Source organism: Streptomyces sp. NPDC039462, assembly GCF_055639375.1.
On record NZ_JBVKAO010000002.1, the window covers coordinates 1070897 to 1091102 of the forward strand.

The window sequence follows — 20206 nt, forward strand, 5'->3', positions numbered from 1 at the left end:
GCAGAGCGGTGGCCCGTCCCCTCGGGGGAGGACGGGCCACCGTCACGCGCGGGCACGCGCCGTACGACTAGATCGTGTAGTGCAACGTGTCGTCCAGGAACGGGATCTCCAGCCACGGGTTGGGCTGCGCCATCATCGCGAGCAGCACGATGGCGAGGCCCAGCGCCCCGTACGTGACCATGTCGGTGAACCGGGAGCGCACCGCCAGCATCCCCACGTCCGGCAGCGCCCAGCGGAGCACGGCGCCGCCGACGAGGGCGACGCCGACCAGCAGCGTGCCGACGCGGAACACGTCGAGCGCGGTGAGCAGCAGCCCGAGCCCGACCAAGGAGACGACGCTGAGCAGCGGCCACTGCCGGGCGGGTGCGGGTGCGTCGCCGGCCGCGGCGCGGCCGCCGCCCTCGGGCCGTGCGGTGTCGCGGGTGAACAGCGGGAAGCGGCGCGACACCTTCCGCGGCCGCCCGTCCGGGCCCGGCGCGCTGACCGCGCCCTTGGCCCGGGGGCCCTCCGGGGTGCTGCTGTCCTGTTCGGCTTCCGAGCTGCCGGCCTCGCTCATGACCTCGCCTCTTTCCCGATCAGCGCGCTGCGCGTTCCGCGGCCTCGACGACGTTCACCAGGAGCTGGGCGCGGGTCATCGGGCCGACACCGCCCGGGTTCGGGGAGATCCATCCGGCGACCTCGGCGACGCCCGGGTGGACGTCACCGACGATCTTGCCGCTCTCGTCGCGCGAGACGCCGACGTCCAGGACGGCGGCGCCCGGCTTCACGTCCTCGGGCTTGATCAGGTGCGGCACGCCCGCCGCGGCCACGATGATGTCGGCGCGCTTCAGGTGGGCGGCGAGGTCACGGGTGCCGGTGTGGCACTGGGTGACCGTGGCGTTCTCTGACTTGCGGGTGAGAAGGAGCGGCATGGGCCTGCCGATGGTGACGCCGCGGCCGACGACGACGACCTCGGCGCCCTTGATCTCCACGTCGTGCTGCCGGAGCAGCCGGATGATTCCGTACGGGGTGCAGGGCAGCGGCGCCGGCTCGTTCAGGACGAGGCGGCCGAGGTTCATCGGGTGGAGTCCGTCGGCGTCCTTGTCCGGGTCCATGAGCTCGAGGACGCGGTTCTCGTCGATGCCCTTGGGCAGCGGGAGCTGGACGATGTAGCCGGTGCAGGCGGGGTCCTCGTTGAGCTCGCGGACCACTGCCTCGATCTCCTCCTGGGAGGCGGTGGCGGGCAGTTCACGCTGGATGGAGGCGATGCCGACCTGCGCGCAGTCGCGGTGCTTGCCCGCGACGTACTTCTGGCTGCCGGGGTCGTCGCCGACCAGGACGGTGCCGAGTCCGGGCGTGACGCCCTTCTCCTTCAGGGCCGCCACGCGGGCGGTCAGTTCGGACTTGATCGCGGCTGCGGTGGCCTTGCCATCGAGAATCTGGGCGGTCATGGCTCCATCTTCCCGGATGAGGCCCGCCCGGTACCAATCAGGTCGCCCCCTGCCGTCCCGCCGCTTCACCCACTGATCAGCGAGGTTGCACTTGCACAACACCTGGCGTGGCCGACTGGACAGGAAGGCGGCCCATTGAGAACCATGGCCCGGGCCATGCCGCGGGCAGTGTCGGGGGGCAAACCGCTCAGCAGCACCTCTTTCCTCCGGTCGCACCGCGTCGTCCCCGCAGTGAACAACGGAGGAAATCCGCCATGAGTTTCGGCGACCCGAACAACCCCTACGGCCAGCAGCAGCCCCAGGGCCAGCCCGGTGGCTACGGCCAGGCTCCGGGCCAGCCCGGCTACGGCCAGCCGCCGGGCCAGCCGCAGTACGGCTACCCCCAGCAGGCCCCGGGCGGCGTCCCGCAGCAGGGCTACGGCTACCCGCAGCAGCTGGCCTCTCCCTACGGCGCGTACCCGCAGCAGCCCGGCGGTGGCTACGGCTACCAGGGCGGCGGTCCGACGGTCGCGTCCATGGGCCGCCGGTTCGGTGCCCGCGCGATCGACGGTGTCGCCTTCACGCTCATCTACATCGTCCTCCTCGTCGTCGGCGCCGCGGGCGCCATCGGCGAGGCAGCGGACTGCGACCCGGGCTCGGCCGCGTACGACAGCTGCATGAACGACGCGAGCACCGACATCATGGGGTCCCTCGGCGCCGTGATAGGCGCCCTCGCGGTCGTCGGCCTGCTCTACGAGTGGCTGATGACGGCCATGGTCGGCGGCACGCTCGGCAAGCTCGCCGTGGGCATCCGCGTCATCGACGCGGAGAGCGGCCAGAAGCCGGGCATCGGCGCTGCCTTCGTCCGCTACATCATTCCGCTGGTGGGCTCGCTGGCCTGCGGCATCGGCTCGCTGCTCGTCTACCTGTCGCCGTTCTGGGACAAGAGCGGGCGTCAGCAGGGCTGGCACGACAAGGCGGCCAAGACCATGGTGATCCAGCGGTCCAACAACTGACGTACGCACGGCAGTTGCCACCACCGGCGAAGGCCGCGCCTCCCTCATACGAGGGGGCGCGGCCTTCGCCGTTGTCGAGCTCGGTATCAGCGGCCTCGGCCGGTGGGTATCAGCAGGTATCAGTGGAAGAAGTGTCGCGTCCCCGTGAAGTACATCGTCACGCCCGCCTTCTTCGCGGCCTCGACGACCAGCTCGTCGCGGACCGAACCGCCCGGCTGGACCACGGCCTTGACGCCCGCGGCGGTCAGGATCTCCAGGCCGTCGGGGAAGGGGAAGAACGCGTCGGACGCGGCGTACGAACCGCGGGCCCGCTCCTCGCCCGCCCGCTCGACCGCGAGCTTCGCGGAGTCGACGCGGTTGACCTGGCCCATGCCGACGCCGACGGAGGCGCCGTCCTTGGCGAGCAGGATCGCGTTGGACTTGACCGCGCGGGACGCCTTCCAGGCGAACGCCAGCTCGGCCAGCTCGTCCTCGTTCAGGGCGTCGCCCGTTGCGAGCGTCCAGTTGGCGGGGTCGTCGCCCTCGGCCTGCAGCCGGTCGGTGACCTGGAGCAGCGCGCCGCCGTCGATCTGCTTCACCTCGACCGCGTTCGACGGCGCCCGGTGGGCGCGCAGCACGCGGATGTTCTTCTTCTTGGTGAGGACTTCGAGGGCGCCGTCCTCGTACCCGGGCGCGACGATGACCTCGGTGAAGATGTCGGCGACCTGCTCCGCCATCTCCTTGCTCACCGGGCGGTTGACGGCGATGACGCCGCCGAACGCGGACAGCGGGTCGCAGGCGTGCGCCTTGCGGTGCGCCTCGGCGACGTCCGCGCCGATCGCGATGCCGCACGGGTTGGCGTGCTTGATGATCGCGACGCAGGGCTCGTCGTGGTCGTACGCGGCACGGCGCGCGGCGTCCGTGTCCGTGAAGTTGTTGTACGACATCTCCTTGCCGTGCAGCTGCTCGGCCTCGGCGAGGCCGCCCGTGCCGTCGACGTAGAGAGCCGCGCCCTGGTGCGGGTTCTCGCCGTAACGGAGCACGTTCTTGCGCTCGTACGTGGCGCCGAGGAACCCGGGGTGGCCCGAGTCGTCCACGGCGGCGTACCCCTCGGCGAACCAGCCGGCGACCGCGACGTCGTACGCCGCCGTGTGCTGGAACGCTTCTCCCGCGAGCCGCTTGCGCGCGGTCAGGTCGAAGCCGCCCGCCTTGACCGCCGCGAGGACGTCCGCGTACCGCTTCGGGTCGGTGACGACCGCGACCGACGGGTGGTTCTTGGCGGCGGCACGCACCATCGAGGGGCCGCCGATGTCGATCTGCTCCACGCACTCGTCGGGCGTGGCGCCGGAGGCGACGGTCTCCTTGAAGGGGTACAGGTTCACGACGACGAGCTGGAAGGGCTCGACGCCCAGCTCGTCGAGCTGGCGGCGGTGGTCCGCCAGGCGCAGGTCGGCGAGGATGCCCGCGTGGACCTTCGGGTGCAGGGTCTTGACCCGGCCGTCGAGGCACTCGGGGAAGCCGGTCAGCTCCTCGACCTTGGTGACGGGCACTCCGGCGGCGGCGATCCGCGCGGCCGTCGAGCCGGTGGAGACGAGTTCGACGCCCGCCTCGTGCAGCCCGCGCGCGAGCTCTTCCAGGCCGGTCTTGTCGTAGACGCTGACGAGCGCGCGCTTGATGGGGCGCTGCGTGCCGTCGGTGCCTGTGGCGTTCGCGGTGTTCGTAGCTTCGGCGGTCACGGGATAAGAACCTTTCGTCCCTCAATGCGGTAGCCGTGCCGGGCCAGACGCCCCACGACATCGACGAGCAGCGTGCGCTCGACTTCCTTGATGCGCTCGTGCAGAGCGCTCTCGTCGTCCTCGTCCCGGACCTCGACCACGCCCTGGGCGATGATCGGTCCGGTGTCGACGCCGTCGTCGACGAAGTGGACGGTGCAGCCGGTGACCTTCACGCCGTACGCGAGCGCGTCGCGCGCGCCGTGGGCCCCGGGAAAACTGGGCAGCAGCGCGGGGTGTGTGTTCACGAACCGCCCGCCGAAGCGCGCGAGGAACGCCTTCCCCACGATCTTCATGAACCCGGCGGAGACCACCAGGTCCGGTCCGTACGCGGCCGTCGCCTCGGCGAGCGCGGTGTCCCACTCGTCGCGCGTCGCATGGTCCTTCACCCGGCACACAAAGGTCGGGATCCCGGCGCGCTCGGCGCGCTCCAGGCCCGCGATGCCGTCGCGGTCGGCGCCGACCGCGACGATCTCGGCGCCGTAGCGCTCGGCCCCCTCGGCGTGGATCGTGTCGATCAGGGCCTGAAGGTTCGTGCCCGACCCGGACACCAGCACGACGAGGCGCTTGGGGCGCGCGACCACAGCGCTCTTGGCCACAGCGGGGCCCTTTCTCGGAGGATGCGTCCTGGAAGGCGCGTCTTTGCGTCTTTGTACGGTCGTACAAAGGCTTCGGGCCCCTCGATACGGGGAACCCTACGAAGCGGCCGACCGCCAGCAACGATACCGGCACCCGGAACCGCCCCTCACGGGACGGGGGCGCGGGCGGGAGGTAGCGTCTGGGGGAAAGGCGCCTGAATACCGAAGAATGCCGAGTTGCCGAGCCGTCGCACGACGGCTCCACCACGGCCCTACCAAGGGGAAGACGCACACCTGATGCCGGACCGTAGCCGCCCTTCGTCTCCGCCGCAGGACCCGGAATCCCAGGGACCCGAGTCCCGGGGCCCGGGTGCCCAGGGAACGGGCAAGGACGACGACAACCCCTTCGCGCCGCCGCCGGAGGGGACCCCGGACCGGCCGTGGCAGCCGCGCCGTCCCTCCGGCGACTCCGCGCCGGACGACCAGGACTCGGGCGGGGGCCACGGTTCCCCCTGGGGCAGCCAGTGGAGCGACCGCCAGCCCGGCCGCTCCCAGGGCGGCTTCGGCGAGCGCCCCGGGCAGGGCCAGGACCAGCAGAACGGCCCCGGCAAGGAAGGCCCCTCGGGGTCCGGCGGTGGCGGTGGCGGCATGCGCTGGGACCCGACCGACCCGGCCCAGCGCCGCGCGCGCTACGCCCTGCTCTCCGGCATGTGGGGCTTCTTCTTCGCGCTGTTCGGCTGGCGGTACGTCGCGCTGCTGCTCGGCGCGCTGGCGGTGATGTGGGCGGTCCAGTCGCTGCGCGCGAAGCCGCGGACGCCGGATCCGACGGCACCGGCGCCTGCGACGGCGGCCTCGCCGGGTACGCCCGCCGCGCCTGCTACTCCTGCTACTCCTGCCGCACCCGGGATGCCCGCTCCGGCCGGCCGGGCCAAGAGCGACCCCGCGGCATCGACGCGGCCGCAGACGACCGCCGCGATCAGCGGCCTGGTCACGGGCGGGCTCGCGCTCGTCATGGTGGCGGCCACGTTCACCGCGCAGCTGGTGTACCGCGACTACTACACGTGCGTGGACGACGCGCTCACCAGCACGTCGAAGCAGTCCTGCGAGGACCTGCTGCCCAAGCAGCTGCGGCCGCTCTTGGGCGAGCAGGACGACTAGCGGCGACGAGTGGTCGGCTGGTCAGCCAGTCAGTCAGCCGGTCAGCCGGTCAGCCGGTCAGCTAGTTGTCGGTGCTGCGGCTCTGGCCCGGGGGCGGGGGGCGACGCTCCCAGAGGCGTTCTCCCTCCTCCTTCAGCGCCTGCCAGCGGGCCTCGCGGGCCGCGTCGGCTTGCCAGGTGGGGCTCGGGGGGTGGGGGGCTTCGGGCGGCTTGGGGGGTTCTGGTGGCCTTGGGGGGTTGGGGGAGGCCGGTGGGGCTGACAGGTCCGGTGGGTTCTGTGGGGCCGGTGGGTCCTGTACCAGCGGGTCCTGTAGGGCCAGCGGGTCCTGTGGGGCCGGCGGTCGCAGCGGTTCCGACAGCTCCGGCGGTTCCGGCGGTTCCGGCGGTTCCGGGGCTTCCGTTGGTTCAGGCAGTCCGGGCAGCCCGGGCAGTTCAGTCAGCTCCAGCGGGTCCGCCGGACCCGGCATGTCAGGAGCCGCCGACGGCTCCCGCGCCCCGCCGTATCCGGACCCCGACCGCCCCGGCCACGGAAGCCGCAGCGGAGGCATAGCCGGCCGGGGCAGCCACGTCCGTCGCACCTTCGCGGAGGGCCGCTGCACGGAAGGCCGCCGCGCAGAGGGCCGCCTCAGCCGCCACGCCCGCAGGAGCAGCGCCACCGGCACCCCGACCAGGAGCGTCCAGCCGAGCGCCGCCGCCCCCACCTGCCACCACACCGGCCCGAACTCGGCGAGCACCGCCACGCCCATCGGACCGCCCGCGAGCGCCGCGAGTACCGCCATGACCGCCCCGCACACCACCGCCGCCATCGCGGCACACACGGCCGTCCGCCCCGGCGGCCACGCCTCGTCCCGCTCCCCGAAGGCGGGCGCCGCCGCCTGGACCGTGCACCACGCGACCGCGCACCCCGCCGCCACGGGTACCACCGCGGCCGACCAGGTCAGCGGTGACCCCGGCCCCGTCGGCGGCACCGCCGCGAACAGCGGGAAGGGTGGCAGCAGCGGCGCCGCGCCCGCCGCGAGAGGGTTCGTGACGGAGCCCGCGCCGAGGGTGAAGCCGGGCCCGAGGCCGTAGGCCGCGCCCCACACCGCCGCGTTCGGCACGAGGACGAGGGCCAGCAGCAGCACCGCGAGCCGCCCCGACCACACGTCCGTGACCTGCGCGAACGACAACTGCACCAGTCCGGCGCGCAGCACGAGCGACACCGCGACGAGCAGCGCGCCACCGCCGACGAGCACCAGCGCGCCCGCCACCCCGGCCCGGGTGACGGCCACCGCACGGCGGCGGGCGAGGAAGCTCCGTACGAGCGCGGCGCGCAGAGCCACCCGCACCCCCTCGGGAAGCGCGGCCAGCGGACGGCGCACGACTCCCGGCAGCGGCCCCCACGGCCGACCGCGCGCCGTCCACACCCCGAGCCCGGCCGCGCCCACCGCGAACACCGGCACGTGCACGACCGCGCTGAGCCAGTCGGGCCGCAGCGCACCGCCCGCCGCGTACAGCGCCGCGGCCCCGCCGACCAGCAGATAGCCGGCCACCACCCCGCACCACGCCGTCTGCCCGGCGTGCCCGCGCCCCTCGGGGGACGCCGCGTCGCGTGCCGCCCGGTGCAGCAGCCAGCCCGGCAGGACGACGAGGAGGAGCGGCGTCACACCGATCGGCGCGGGTGCGCCCGAGAGCGTGTCCGTCCTGATCAGTTCCGTGCCGTGCGCCAGGAGCCAGAGCCCCGCGGCGACGTGCAGGGCGCCGTCGGGTCCGCTGTCCGGGTACGGCGAGCTGATCCACAACATGATGACCAGCACGGCGAACGCGCCGAGCCCCAAACCCGCGGCGACGGCCCCGCCCAGCGCGCAGGTGGCCAGTCCGGGCGAACGATCGCGGGCCCGCGTGCGCGGCGGCTCGGCGGGCGGCGACGAGGCGTGGTGATCGAACGTCTGGGTCACGCGGCCATGCTGCCAACGACACGCGCTTTCTTCCCGTAACAGGCGAATATCGGATGTGTCGCCCAATATACGTTTATGTAATTATTCGTACGGCGGGCAGCCGCGCCCGGCCTCCCGCCGTACGTCGGCCCACGGTGCGGAGAGTCCGACATGCCCCAGAGCCCTGCCACGCCTCTGCCGTCCCCCAAGGAACGCCGCAGGCTGCGCGAGGCGAAGTCGCTGAGCCAGGCCGACATCGCGGCGAAGATCGGCGTCACCCGTGAAACGGTCCGTTCGTGGGAAACGGGCCGGACCGCGCCGCGGGGCCGCAAGCGTGAGGCGTACGTGAAGCTCCTGAACGCGGGGGCCACCCCGTCGGCCGCCAAGCGCGGGCCGAAGTCGCGGCCCCCGGCACGCACCCCGGCACGCACCCCCGCACCGGTGGCAGCCACCGCCCCCACGGCCGGCACCGCTCCCCAACCCCAGCCCCAGCCGCTCCGGGTGACGACGACGGCCGCGCCCCCGTTCCCCGGACCGCGCGACAATAGCCCCGCCCAGGCCTTCGACGCCCTCTGCGCCTACTGCGCCCCCGGTCTCGTACGCCAGACGTACCTGCTCACCGGGCGGCGGGGCCTCGCACAGGAGTCGGTGGAGCGGGCCTTCCAGCTGGCGTGGCAGCGCTGGCCCGAGGTGGCGGTCGACCGTGACCCGGCGGGGTGGGTGCGCGCGGCGGCGTACGAGTACGCGATGTCCCCCTGGCACCGCTTCCGCCCCGGCCAACGCCACCCGGACGCCCTGCCCGCGTCGGCGGCCGACCGCGCCTTCCTCGACGTACTCCTGAGCCTGCCGCCCGCGCAGCGCCGCACCCTGATGCTCTACGACGGCCTCGGCCTCGACCTGCCGGAGACCGCCGCCGAGACGGAGGCGAGCACACCGGCCACCGCGAAGCGCCTGCTGCACGCGCGCGAGACGGTCGCCGAACGGATGCCCGAACTGGCGGACCCCGAAGTGCTGCACCGGCGCCTCATGGAGGTCGCCGGGGCCGAGGCGCTGCGGCTGCCCAAGGCGGAGCGGGTCAGGACCGGTAGCGAGTACCGCGCCCGTTTCTGGACGCGCGCCGCCATCGCGTTCACGGCACTGATCGTCGGCGCGACAGCGCTGACCCTGCGGAACGCACCCACCCAGTACGAACCACCACAGGCCCCCGGCACCGCCATCAACGGCGTACCACCCCGCATGGGCCCGGGCCCCCTCTCGTACGAGGACACCACCCTCCGCGAAAAACTCCGAGCAGAACTAACCACCGGCAACCCCCGCCTGACCCCCCAACTGCCGTAAGGGGCGACACTCAAGGGGCGCGAGGAACTGCGCACCAAGCCCCCACCGGGCCGGTATTTAGGGGCGCGGGGAACTGCGCGACAAGCCCCCACCGACCCGCAGCCGCGAAGAACGAGAAGAGGGCCCGCACCTCATGCGCATGAGGTGCGGGCCCACTTTCAGACACTGCTAAACCGACGGAGTCATCCCGCCAGGATCTCGCGCGCCAGCTTCGCCGTCTCGGTCGGCGTCTTGCCGACCTTCACGCCGGCGGCCTCGAGGGCCTCCTTCTTCGCGGCGGCGGTGCCGGAGGAGCCGGAGACGATGGCGCCCGCGTGGCCCATCGTCTTGCCCTCGGGCGCCGTGAAGCCCGCGACGTAGCCGACGACCGGCTTCGTCACGTTCGCCTTGATGAAGTCCGCCGCGCGCTCCTCCGCGTCGCCGCCGATCTCACCGATCATCACGATCAGGTCGGTGTCGGGGTCGGCCTCGAACGCCTCGAGGGCGTCGATGTGCGTCGTACCGATGACCGGGTCGCCACCGATGCCGACGGCCGACGAGAAGCCGATGTCACGGAGCTCGTACATCATCTGGTACGTCAGCGTGCCGGACTTCGAGACCAGGCCGATGCGGCCCGGCTTCGTGATGTCGCCCGGGATGATGCCGGCGTTCGACTGGCCCGGGGTGATGAGACCGGGGCAGTTCGGGCCGATGATGCGGGTCTTGTTGCCCTTCGACTTCGCGTACGCCCAGAAGGCGGCGGAGTCGTGGACGGCGATGCCCTCGGTGATGACGACCGCGAGGGGGATCTCCGCGTCGATCGCCTCGACGACGGCGGCCTTGGAGAAGGCCGGCGGCACGAAGAGGACGGAGACGTTGGCGCCCGTCTTCTCCATAGCCTCCTTGACGGTGCCGAAGACCGGCACCTCGGTGCCGTCGAAGTCGACGGACGTGCCGGCCTTGCGCGGGTTCACGCCGCCGACGATGTTCGTGCCGTCACCCAGCATGAGCTTGGTGTGCTTCATGCCCGTGGCACCGGTCATGCCCTGGACGATGACCTTGCTGTCCTTGTTGAGGAAGATAGCCATGGCTGTTCTTTCCCTCGTCCCTTACTTCGCGGCCGCGAGCTCGGCGGCCTTGTCGGCCGCGCCGTCCATGGTGTCCACACGCTGCACCAGCGGGTGGTTGGCGTCGCTCAGGATCTTGCGACCCAGCTCCGCGTTGTTGCCGTCGAGGCGCACGACCAGCGGCTTCTCGACCTTCTCGCCCTTGGAGGCGAGCAGCTCCAGGGCCTGCACGATGCCGTTGGCGACCTCGTCGCACGCGGTGATGCCACCGAAGACGTTGACGAAGACGGACTTGACGTCCGAGTCGCCGAGGATGATCTCCAGGCCGTTCGCCATGACCTCGGCGGAGGCGCCGCCACCGATGTCGAGGAAGTTGGCGGGCTTCACGCCGCCGTGCGCCTCACCGGCGTACGCGACGACGTCCAGGGTCGACATGACCAGACCGGCACCGTTGCCGATGATGCCGACCTCGCCGTCGAGCTTGACGTAGTTGAGGCCCTTGGCCTTGGCAGCAGCCTCGAGCGGGTTGGCTGCGTCCTTGTCCTCGAGCGCCTCGTGGTCGGCCTGGCGGAAGTCGGCGTTCTCGTCGAGCGAGACCTTGCCGTCCAGGGCCAGAATGCGGCCGTCCTTGGTCTTGACCAGCGGGTTGACCTCGACGAGGAGCGCGTCCTCGGCGACGAAGGTCTCCCACAGGGTCACCATGGCCTCGGCGACACCCTCGGCCACGTCGGCCGGGAACTTCGCCTCGGCCACGATCTCGCGGGCCTTCTCGATGTTCACGCCTTCGACGGCGTTGACCGGGACCTTCGCGAGGGCCTCGGGGGTCTTCTCCGCGACCTCCTCGATGTCCATGCCGCCCTGCACCGACGCCATGGCGAGGAAGGTGCGGTTGGTGCGGTCGAGGAGGTACGAGACGTAGTACTCGGCCTCGATCTCCGGGGACAGCTCGGCGATCATCACCTTGTGGACCGTGTGGCCCTTGATGTCCATGCCGAGGATGTCCGTCGCACGAGCGACGGCCTCGTCCGGGTTCGCCGCCAGCTTCACGCCGCCGGCCTTGCCGCGGCCGCCGACCTTCACCTGCGCCTTGACGACCGACTTGCCACCCAGTCGTTCGGTGGCCTCGCGCGCCGCCTCAGGCGTGTCGATGACTTCACCGGCCAGCACCGGTACACCGTGCTTGGCGAAGAGGTCCCTCGCCTGGTACTCGAACAGGTCCACGCGCGTCCGTCCCTTATCCGTGATCTCGCTGCGATCTGCTGCATTGGTGTCAGCTGTCTGCATGGGCGTGCCGCGGAGGGCAACGTGACTGCGCTGTCACAAGGGAGGCGTAGGACGGAGTCCAGTACGCGGCATGTCCGTCTCGCAGGTTATCGCCGCAGGCCGTGGGTCCCTAAATCGCAGATCACATTTGGGCGGTGATGACGGTCACAGATCGCGGCCGCGAAGTGCCGACGGATGTGCCGACGGGCGGCCCCTGCTGCGCCAGGGACCGCCCGTTTGCTCCCGTTGCTCCAGCGATCAGCCGGTCGGCCGGTCAGCCGGTCAGCTGCTCAGCGGTCAGCTGGTGTGCAGGTAGCCCGGTGTCACGTCCGCGGTGACGCCCCGGGCTCCGGTGACGGCGTTGCCCGCGAGGTCCCGGGCGTCAGGGGCGACGGTTCCGGCGAGGTCCCGCGCGAACGGCTGGACCTGCGAGGTGACGCCACCCGCGAAGGGTCGGACATCACCCGTCACACCCTGCGCAAGGCCGCCCGTGCTGTCGCCGACCCCCTGCACGACGGGCCGCACCTGGTCGGCGACGGTCCGCACGAGCGGCGTGGCCGAGCCGACGACACCGTCCGCGAACGGGCGCACGTCCTCACCCACGACCGCCTCCGCGAACGGCGGGACCTCACCGACGACCCCACCGGCGAACGGCCGCACGTCACCGACCACACCCTGCGCCAGCTCCGACGCGTCCCCGACGGCCTGCCCCGCGACCGGCACGACACCGTCGACAGCGGTGGCGGCGACGGGCGGCAGCACGGCTGCGGCGGTCTCGTCGGCGATGGGGGTGGCGGTGTCCTGGGCGTGGCCCGTGGTGTGCGCGAAGGTGGAGAGGGGGCCGAAGAGGTAGTCGATGTCGTCGGTGGAGCGGGGGAGGTCGTCTCGGACCTTGTCCTGAGCCTGGTCCTGGACTTGGTCCTGGACCTTGTTCTCGACCTTGTCCTGGACCTGGTTCTCGACCTGGTCCTGGACCTTGCTCTGAACCTTGTTCTCGACCTTGTCCTCGACGGCGTCGGACGCCTGGTCCGGCAGCGCGAGGGAGTGCTGGGGCAGCTCGTCGGCGCTGGCGACGGCGGAACCGAGTGCCCAGGCACCCGTGACACCGGCGGCTATGACGATGGAACGGCGGATGTTCTTGTTCATGCTTGCGTCGGATCCTTCGAATTCGAGCTCTGACTCACGAGCTCCGGCTGTGAACCCGGTGCTTCCGGAGATGTCCGGTGACCGGAGGGCAGACCTGTACCGCCCCCGCGCGGCAGGTCGTCGCGGGGAAAGGGCTGCCCTAGCCGGGGAATTCGGGAATGTCCTGCTGCCTGTCGCGGGTCGGCGCGGGGTCCGCAGGAACCCCGGGCCCGGCCTGCAACCGCACCGGCGCGCGGCTGCCGAACGCGGCGGCGTGCAGATCACCGTGGCGCGAGGAACTGCCCTCGCCCACGGTCGCGTTGCCGAGATGGCCACCGGGGTGCCCCGGGGCGACGGGCAGCGGCACGTGCTTCGTACCGTGCGCTTCGTCGTCGCGGCCGTCCGGCTCGGTGCCGGGGTGCCGGTTCTCGGAGAAGCCGGAGAGACCAGAGAGACCAGAGAGGCCGGAGAGGTACGAGGCGTCGACGCGGGGCCCCACGGGAGCCGACGCCGACTCCGCTGCCTCAGAACGATGCCCGGGCTCGTCCGACCGGACCGACTCGGCCTGCTCGGGCAGCGACTCCGGAGGCTCAACGCGTACGACAGGACGTACAACTGGCCGCACGACAGGCCGTACGACGGGACGGGCAACTGGCCGTACGACATGGCGTACGACGGGCTCCGGAACAGCCCGCGTCACCGCGCGAACAGGCTCCGCCTCCCGCAGCGACCGAACCTGCTCGTCCGGCAGAACCTGCTGAATCTCCCGAACCGGCCGATCCGGCACAACTTGCTGAGCCTGCTGAACCGGCTGAATCCGCTGGACTTGCTGAACTGGCTGAACTTGCTGAACAGCCTGCCCGCCGCGCACCTGCCCGGCGTCACCGACAGGAAGGCCGTCCGCCGCGTGCGCCCGCTCCCCGAAGAGGAATCCGAGGAGGAGCAGCCCACCGAGCAACAGCGCCACTTGCAGCCCACGCCGACCGGCCACCGCACGCACGAAGCGCACAGCGGCACCGGACGGAACGTCCGCGGAAACAGCGGAAACCGAGGTCAAGGCGGGAAAGGTCCTCTGAGAGGGTGGGCGAGGCGCGTAGATACTCGCACGGGACGCACGCCGTCGCGCAAGCCCGCTGTCACCGATGCCTGCTCATGTCCCGTTCCCCGCTGCCGTGTCCGGTATGGGAAGAGGGCGCCTTTCGATCGCCGCGGCCATCACCTCCGGGAAGAGGTCCGGCGTGCAGGCGAAGGCCGGCGCTCCCAGCGCCGCGAGCGCCGCCGCGTGCTCGCGGTCGTACGCGGGAGCCCCTTCGTCGGAGAGCGCGAGCAGCGTCACGAACTGCACTCCGGACGCCTTCATCGCCGCGACCCGCTTCAGCATCTCGTTGCGTATGCCGCCTTCGTAGAGGTCGCTGATGAGGACGACGACCGTGTCGGCGGGCCGGGTGATCTGCGACTGGCAGTACGCGAGCGCCCTGTTGATGTCGGTCCCGCCACCCAGTTGCGTACCGAAGAGGACGTCGACCGGGTCGTCGAGCTGGTCGGTGAGGTCGACGACGTTCGTGTCGAAGACGACGAGCCGGGTGTTCAGCGACCGCATGGACCCGAGCACGGCCCCGAACACGGAGGCGTAGACGACGGACGCGGCCATCGACCCCGACTGGTCGATGCAGAGGATGACCTCCTTCTTCACGGACTGGGACGCCCGCCCGTACCCGATGAGCCGCTCGGGGACGATCGTCCGGTACTCGGGCAGGTAGTTCTTGAGGTTGACCGCGATCGTGCGGTTCCAGTCGATGTCGTGGTGGCGGGGTCTGCTGACGCGGGCGCTGCGGTCGAGGGCCCCGGTGAGCGTGGAGCGGGTCCGTGTCGCGAGCCGCTTCTCCAGGTCTTCGACGACCTTGCGCACGACGGCACGCGCGGTCTCCTTGGTCGTCTCCGGCATGGCCTTGTTGAGCGAGAGCAGGGTGCCGACCAGGTGCACGTCCGCGTCGACGGCCTCCAGCATCTCCGGCTCCAGGAGGAGCGCGGAGAGCCCCAGCCTGTCGATGGCGTCGCGCTGCATGACCTGGACGACGGACGAGGGGAAGTACGTCCGGATGTCCCCGAGCCAGCGCGCCACGGACGGCGCCGACGCCCCGAGCCCCGCCGAACGCTCCCGCCCCCGGCCGTCCTTCTCGCCCCCTCCCCCGTACAGCGCGGAGAGCGCACCGTCCATCGCCGCGTCCCGGCCGGTGAGCGCACATCCCGTCCCGTCGGCGCCACCCCCGCCCAACACAAGCCGCCACCGCCGCAACCGCTCATCAGCAGCCCCACTCACCCCGCCACCCCCACACAACCGTCACCGCTGACCCCCACTGGCACCCCGTTGACACCGCCCTCACTCAGCACGAGCCACCGCCACCCACCGGCCACCCCACTCACCCCGCCACCCCCACACAGCCGTTGCCGCTGCCCCCCGCGGCCCCCGTCACCACACGCCCCGCCACCTCTGCTCCCCCTTCCGCTTCCGCCTCCGCTTCCGTTTGTGCCTCCGTCGACAGGCCCAGCAGCAGGTGCACGATCGGCACGACGGCGTCCGCGCGCGCGGCGTCGACCTCGTCGGCGAACCCGGGGAGGCCTCCCCCTGCCCCACTCAGAGGTCCGCTCCCGGCGCCGGCCCCCGCCGGCCCGCGTCTCACCAGCTCGCCCAATGTCCGCCGCACCCCCGGCTCGTACGCCGAGAAAGTGCGCCGCAGCAACGGCAGTACGTCGGTGAAGGCGCTGTCCGACACCCCGCTCAGCCAGTCGTCGACCAGGCCGAGCAGCCGCTCGTCGTGCACCAGCAGCATCCCGCCGCCGGATCCGCCTCCGACGAACCCCTCGATCCAGGCCGCGCCTTCGGCGGGCGCACTCCCCCGGGACAGCGCGAGCCCCATGAGCCGAGCGACCTCCTCGTCCCCCAACACGCCTGCGTCCAGCAACAGGCGCACGCTCCGCCCCCGCACGACCCCGGCGACGGTGTCCCGCTGCCCCAGCACCCGAAGCACGGAGTGCCAGCGCTCCCGCACCCCCCGTCCCGCCACCGCGTGTGCAGCGTCCACGGCCCCGGGCGCCGAAGGCCGAGGCTCCGGCCCCCCGGTCGGGCCCGGGCGGATGTCGCCGAGCAGCCCCACCGCCCCGTGAACGGCGTCGACGTGCCCCCGCATCTCCACGGCCGCCTCCGCGTCCAGCCCCGCGCACGCGGGCGGCAGCCCCACGAAGATCCGCTCGGCGAGCCCCAGGGCCACCCCGCCGAGAGCCTCGGTGCCGGTCCCCCGGACGTCCCCGTACCGAAGGGACCGCACCAGCGCGGGCAACGCCTGCGCGAGGTGGCCGACGTCCGCGTCCAGCGCCGCCCGGTCCGCCAGCACCCGCATCACCACGGGCAGGGCGTCCGGCAGCTCGGCCAGCAGACACCGCTCGGCGAGCGCGGTGACGTCGGCGAGGGCCCTCGCGTCGATCGCGTCGGACGCGGCCTTGCCCGTGGCCGCGGCGAGGACCGTCGTCCCCCACACCCCGGCCTCGGCGACCCGCACGGAGAGCTCAGGCTCCCACCGCAGCCGCCAGGTCTCCCGGAACGTCCCCGTGCTCCCCCTGGACGCCGCCGGCTCCCCCCAGTGCACGCCGAGCAGCCGCAGCCGGTGCAGCAGTCTGCTGCGCGCGGCGTCCGTCTCCTTGCGGAGGTCGAGTTCCAACTCCCGCTCCGCCGCTTCCGGTTTGAGCCGCAGCGCGCGCTGCAGCCGTGTGAGGTCCCGCTGCAGCGGCACTGCGGGCGCCGATTCGGGCACCTCGCCCAGCACGTCCCCCACGACGAGCTTGTCGTGCACGAGCGCGAGCGGCACGTCGGAGCCCTCGCACATCACCGCGCGCACGGCGTCGGTCGTCTCGGTCAGCCCGGCCAGTGGCCGCCCCCGCATCGCGGCCAGCGTGTCGGCGAGCCGCACCGCCTCGATGACGTGCGCGGACGAGACGAGCATGTCCTCGTCGCGCAAGAGTCCCGCGACCTTCGTCATCCACCGCTCGACGGGCCGGTCGGGTGCGCTGAACAGATGCCCGTACCAGCCGGGGGAGGTGATCCCCGCGCCGTAACCGCTGGCGCGGGAGAGCCGGCGGTGGGTCCACGGCACCCACGTCATCTCGGCCTTCACCTTGGGCAGCCCTTTGAGCAGCGCCCGGTCGGCGCCCACGGTGACCTTCCGCAGCAGCGCGGGGGCGTGCCAGGCCCCGCACACCACGGCGACCCGCTCGGCCCCGAACTCCTTCTGCGCGGCGCGGACCTGGAGCCGCATGTACGCCTCACGCACCAGGTCACGGTCGTGCCCGCCGTCCCCGTAGGCCTCGCGGAGCGCCCCCATCGCGTCGCCCAGCGCCTCGAACGGCGCGAACGCGTCACCGTCCGCCCCCCGGTGCTCGATGACGTCCTCCCACCAGCGCTCGGGGTCGTCGTACCCGGCGGTCTCGGCGAGGACGCCGATGGGGTCGATCCGCACGTCCCCCACGTCCCTGTCCTCCCCACCGCCCTCCTCCCCCAGCGGCACCTCAGCGCCTCCCTCTTCCCCTCGCGGCGCCTTCTCGCCTCCCTCTTTCCCCAGCGGCGCCTTCTCGTCTCCCTCCTCCGCCTCGGCACGCAGCGCCAGAGAGTGAGCCGCGGGCAGGTCGATGAAACGCACCGTCACCCCATGCCCCAGCGCCCACTTGATGGCGACCCACTCCGGAGAGAACTCGGCGAGCGGCCAGAACGCCGAACGCCCCGGCTCGTCCACCACATGTGCGAGCAGCGCCACCGGCGGCCGCATCCCCTCGTCGGCGGCGAGCCGCACCAGGGCGTCGGCCTCGGGCGGGCCCTCCACGAGCACGGCGTCGGGCCGCCCCTCGTCGAGCGCCGCCCGCACCGCACGCGCGGAGCCCGGCCCGTGGTGCCGCACCCCGAGCAGCAGCGGTTCCAGCGCCCTCGTCATGCGCTCACCTCGCGGCACGCGCGGTAGAAGTCCTTCCACCCGTCGCGCTCCCGCACGACCGCCTCCAGGTACTCCTGCCAGATGACGCGGTCCGCCGCCGGGTCCCGCACGACGGCGCCGAGGATGCCGGCCGCGACATCGCCGGGGCGCAGGACGCCGTCTCCGAAGTGCGTGGCCAGCGCGAGCCCGTTGGTGACGACGGAGATCGCCTCGGCCGTGGACAGCGTGCCGCTGGGCGACTTCAGTTTCGTACGCCCGTCAGCCGTCACGCCGTCGCGCAGCTCGCGGAAGACGGTGACGACACGGCGTATCTCGTCGATGCCCTCGGGACCCGTGGGCAGGTCGAGGGAGCGGCCGATCTGGTCGACGCGGCGCGAGACGATGTCGACCTCGGCGTCGGCGCTCTCAGGCAGCGGCAGGACGACGGTGTTGAAGCGGCGGCGCAGGGCGCTCGACAGGTCGTTGACCCCGCGGTCGCGGTCATTGGCCGTGGCGATGAGGTTGAAGCCGCGCACGGCCTGCTGCTCCTGCCCCAACTCCGGGATGGGCAGCGTCTTTTCCGACAGGATCGTGATCAGGGTGTCCTGCACGTCGGCGGGGATGCGGGTCAGCTCTTCGACGCGTGCCGTCATGCCCTCCGCCATCGCCCGCATCACGGGACTGGGCACGAGCGCGTCGCGGCTGGGGCCGTGCGCGAGCAGCTGGGCGTAGTTCCAGCCGTACCGGATGGCTTCCTCCGGTGTGCCCGCGGTGCCCTGGACGAGCAGGGTCGAGTCGCCGCTGACGGCGGCCGCGAGGTGCTCGGACACCCATGTCTTGGCGGTGCCGGGGACGCCGAGCAGCAGCAGGGCGCGGTCGGTGGCGAGGGTGGTGACGGCGACCTCGACGATGCGTCGCGGCCCCACGTACTTCGGCGTGATCACTGTGCCGTCGGGCAGGGTGCCGCCGAGCAGATAGGTGGCGACGGCCCACGGCGAGAGCTTCCACCGCTGCGGCCTCGGCCGGTCGTCCTGCGCGGCGAGCGCGGCCAGTTCGGCGGCGAAGGCCTGCTCGGCGTGCGGCCGCAGGGCGTCCGACGGATTCGCGGTCGCGGACGTCGTCGAGTCGACGGAAACGGTCATGGAGCGATCCCCCTCCAGCTCGTCCGGACGCGTCTGGCCCGGATATGACTCCACGGTGCACCACGCCACTGACAATCACCCTTCGTACGCCGTTGACCTGCGCAAACGCCTGCCGCCGGGTCGATTGTCAGTGGCTGCGCCTACCTTCGAGACATGACTCAGCAGGGGGTGCGCTGGACGGCGGATCAGGTGCTGGCACTGGCTCCTGACGCCCCGTCGCGCAAGGCGGGAAGCAAACTCGGCGTCGCCGGCCCATGGTCGGAGGCGGGCAGTTCCGACGAGGGGACGGTGTGGGGGCTGTGCAAGGGCAGTGGCAGCAAGCCGTATCAGACGGTCGTCGACATCGCGGACGCCGCGGGCCCGGCGTACAAGTGCAGTTGTCCGAGCCGCAAGTTCCCGTGCAAGCACGCGCTGGGGCTGCTGCTGGTCTGGGCGGGCGCGGACGGCACCGTGCCGGAAGGCGGAGACCCGCCGCCCTGGGCCGAGGAATGGCTCACGTCACGGCGCAAGAAGGCCGAGGAGAAGCGGAGTTCGCCCGCGACGTCCGGGACCTCGGCGGACCCGGAGGCGGCGCGTAAAAGAGCGGAGAAGCGGGCCGAGCGGATCACCGCGGGGGCGTCGGAGCTGGAGCAGCGCCTGTCCGACCTGCTCCGCGGCGGCACCGCCTCCGCCGAGCAGGCGGGGTACGGCGCGTGGGAGGAGACGGCCGCACGCATGGTCGACGCTCAGGCGCCGGGACTCGCGGCGCGCGTCAGGGAGTTGGGGGCGATCCCGTCCTCCGGCCCCGGCTGGCCCGCGCGCCTGCTGGAGGAGTGCGCGCTGCTCCACCTCCTCGACCAGGGCTGGCTCCACCGCGACCGGCTGCCGGCCGACCTGGCGGCCACGGTCCGCTCGCACGTCGGCCTGCCCGCGCACCCGGAGGGCCCGCCGCTGCGGGACCACTGGCTGGTCCTCGCGCAGTACGACACGGCTGACAGCAGACTCACCACACGCCGCATATGGCTGTACGGCGCGGAATCCGGCCGCACCGCGCTCCTTCTCTCGTACGGCGCCGCGGGCCGCGCGCCCACACTCGCCCTCCCCGTGGGCCTCGCGCTCGACGCCGAGGTGACCGCCTATCCGGGCGCGTCCCAGCCGCGCGCGGACCTGGGCGAACAGTTCGCGGCCCCGGCCCCCACCGCACACCGCCCCCCGGGCGTACGCACGGAAGAGGCCACCGTCCGCTACGGCGAGGCGCTGCGCGGCGACCCATGGCTGGAGTCCTGGCCGGTCACGCTCTCCGAGGTGATACCGACCCCGCACGAAGGCTCCTGGCAACTGACGGACTCCGAGGGCACCACCGCCCTCCCCCTGTCCCCGGCCGCCACGTCCAGACCAGGACTGTGGCGTCTGGTCTCCCTGTCCGGAGGCGCACCGCTGACGGTGTTCGGCGAGTGCGGACATCAAGGCTTCACACCCCTCACGGCCTGGCAGAAGGACTCACGAGAGCCGGTGTCGCTGTGCTGAC

16 protein-coding genes are annotated in these 20206 nt (G+C 72.3%); 4 read left to right on the plus strand and 12 right to left on the minus strand.

From position 1 onward, the window contains the following. Window positions 1-67: 67 nt before the first annotated feature. Complete coding sequence (locus ACZ7LU_RS15430; RefSeq protein WP_468087869.1) at window positions 68-556, minus strand: DUF3017 domain-containing protein; 489 nt, start codon at window positions 554-556, stop codon at window positions 68-70. Between the two features lie 19 nt (window positions 557-575). Then, window positions 576-1430, minus strand: coding sequence for a bifunctional methylenetetrahydrofolate dehydrogenase/methenyltetrahydrofolate cyclohydrolase (locus tag ACZ7LU_RS15435; protein ID WP_398300348.1), 855 nt, complete (start codon window positions 1428-1430; stop codon window positions 576-578). Between the two features lie 254 nt (window positions 1431-1684). Between ACZ7LU_RS15435 and ACZ7LU_RS15440 the strand changes: the two genes are divergently transcribed. Beyond that, window positions 1685-2425 (plus strand): RDD family protein, encoded by a 741-nt coding sequence (locus tag ACZ7LU_RS15440; RefSeq protein ID WP_471916917.1) that lies wholly within the window; start codon window positions 1685-1687, stop codon window positions 2423-2425. A gap of 119 nt (window positions 2426-2544) precedes the next feature. On the opposite strand, the gene purH is transcribed toward ACZ7LU_RS15440, so the two are convergent. Continuing rightward, a complete protein-coding gene (gene purH, locus ACZ7LU_RS15445) occupies window positions 2545-4140 on the minus strand; it encodes a bifunctional phosphoribosylaminoimidazolecarboxamide formyltransferase/IMP cyclohydrolase (protein ID WP_470978618.1) in 1596 nt (531 codons plus the stop codon). Continuing rightward, entirely contained in the window at window positions 4137-4775 is a 639-nt protein-coding gene (gene purN, locus ACZ7LU_RS15450; protein ID WP_398300342.1) for a phosphoribosylglycinamide formyltransferase, read from the minus strand. Before purN ends, purH begins: the two co-directional genes overlap by 4 nt. Before the next feature lie 276 nt (window positions 4776-5051). Here purN and ACZ7LU_RS15455 point away from each other — a divergent pair, with 276 nt between their 5' ends. Next, a complete protein-coding gene (locus ACZ7LU_RS15455) occupies window positions 5052-5912 on the plus strand; it encodes a hypothetical protein (RefSeq protein WP_471916918.1) in 861 nt (286 codons plus the stop codon). Window positions 5913-5973: 61 nt separating this feature from the next. Here the strand turns inward: ACZ7LU_RS15455 and ACZ7LU_RS15460 are convergent, their stop codons facing one another. Then, complete coding sequence (locus tag ACZ7LU_RS15460; protein WP_471916919.1) at window positions 5974-7848, minus strand: cell division protein PerM; 1875 nt, start codon at window positions 7846-7848, stop codon at window positions 5974-5976. Between the two features lie 150 nt (window positions 7849-7998). Here ACZ7LU_RS15460 and ACZ7LU_RS15465 point away from each other — a divergent pair, with 150 nt between their 5' ends. Further along, entirely contained in the window at window positions 7999-9165 is a 1167-nt protein-coding gene (locus ACZ7LU_RS15465) for a helix-turn-helix domain-containing protein (protein WP_471916920.1), read from the plus strand. A gap of 182 nt (window positions 9166-9347) precedes the next feature. On the opposite strand, the gene sucD is transcribed toward ACZ7LU_RS15465, so the two are convergent. The 7 genes from sucD to ACZ7LU_RS15500 form a co-directional block, all read right to left on the minus strand. After that, window positions 9348-10232: a succinate--CoA ligase subunit alpha gene (gene sucD, locus ACZ7LU_RS15470; protein WP_398300334.1), complete on the minus strand. Its 885-nt coding sequence runs from the start codon at window positions 10230-10232 to the stop codon at window positions 9348-9350. A 21-nt stretch (window positions 10233-10253) separates the two neighbouring features. Beyond that, the gene (sucC, locus tag ACZ7LU_RS15475) at window positions 10254-11432 is read right to left on the minus strand and encodes an ADP-forming succinate--CoA ligase subunit beta (protein WP_398300332.1); all 1179 of its coding nucleotides are present in this window, start codon (window positions 11430-11432) and stop codon (window positions 10254-10256) included. A gap of 339 nt (window positions 11433-11771) precedes the next feature. Continuing rightward, complete coding sequence (locus tag ACZ7LU_RS15480; protein WP_471916921.1) at window positions 11772-12620, minus strand: hypothetical protein; 849 nt, start codon at window positions 12618-12620, stop codon at window positions 11772-11774. 139 nt (window positions 12621-12759) lie between these two features. Beyond that, window positions 12760-13098 carry a hypothetical protein gene (locus ACZ7LU_RS15485; RefSeq protein WP_471916922.1) on the minus strand — a complete coding sequence of 113 codons (339 nt, stop codon included), beginning with the start codon at window positions 13096-13098 and terminating at the stop codon, window positions 12760-12762. A 651-nt stretch (window positions 13099-13749) separates the two neighbouring features. Beyond that, window positions 13750-14937 (minus strand): VWA domain-containing protein, encoded by a 1188-nt coding sequence (locus ACZ7LU_RS15490; protein ID WP_471916923.1) that lies wholly within the window; start codon window positions 14935-14937, stop codon window positions 13750-13752. An 82-nt stretch (window positions 14938-15019) separates the two neighbouring features. Then, window positions 15020-17578, minus strand: a complete 2559-nt coding sequence (locus ACZ7LU_RS15495) for a DUF5682 family protein (protein WP_471916924.1) — start codon at window positions 17576-17578, stop codon at window positions 15020-15022. Beyond that, window positions 17575-18699, minus strand: coding sequence for an ATP-binding protein (locus ACZ7LU_RS15500; protein WP_468087882.1), 1125 nt, complete (start codon window positions 18697-18699; stop codon window positions 17575-17577). The genes ACZ7LU_RS15495 and ACZ7LU_RS15500 overlap by 4 nt, the downstream gene beginning before the upstream one ends. 153 nt (window positions 18700-18852) lie before the next feature. On the opposite strand from ACZ7LU_RS15500, the gene ACZ7LU_RS15505 reads away from it, so the two are divergent. Next, complete coding sequence (locus tag ACZ7LU_RS15505; RefSeq protein ID WP_471916925.1) at window positions 18853-20205, plus strand: SWIM zinc finger family protein; 1353 nt, start codon at window positions 18853-18855, stop codon at window positions 20203-20205. Window position 20206: the final 1 nt, after the last annotated feature.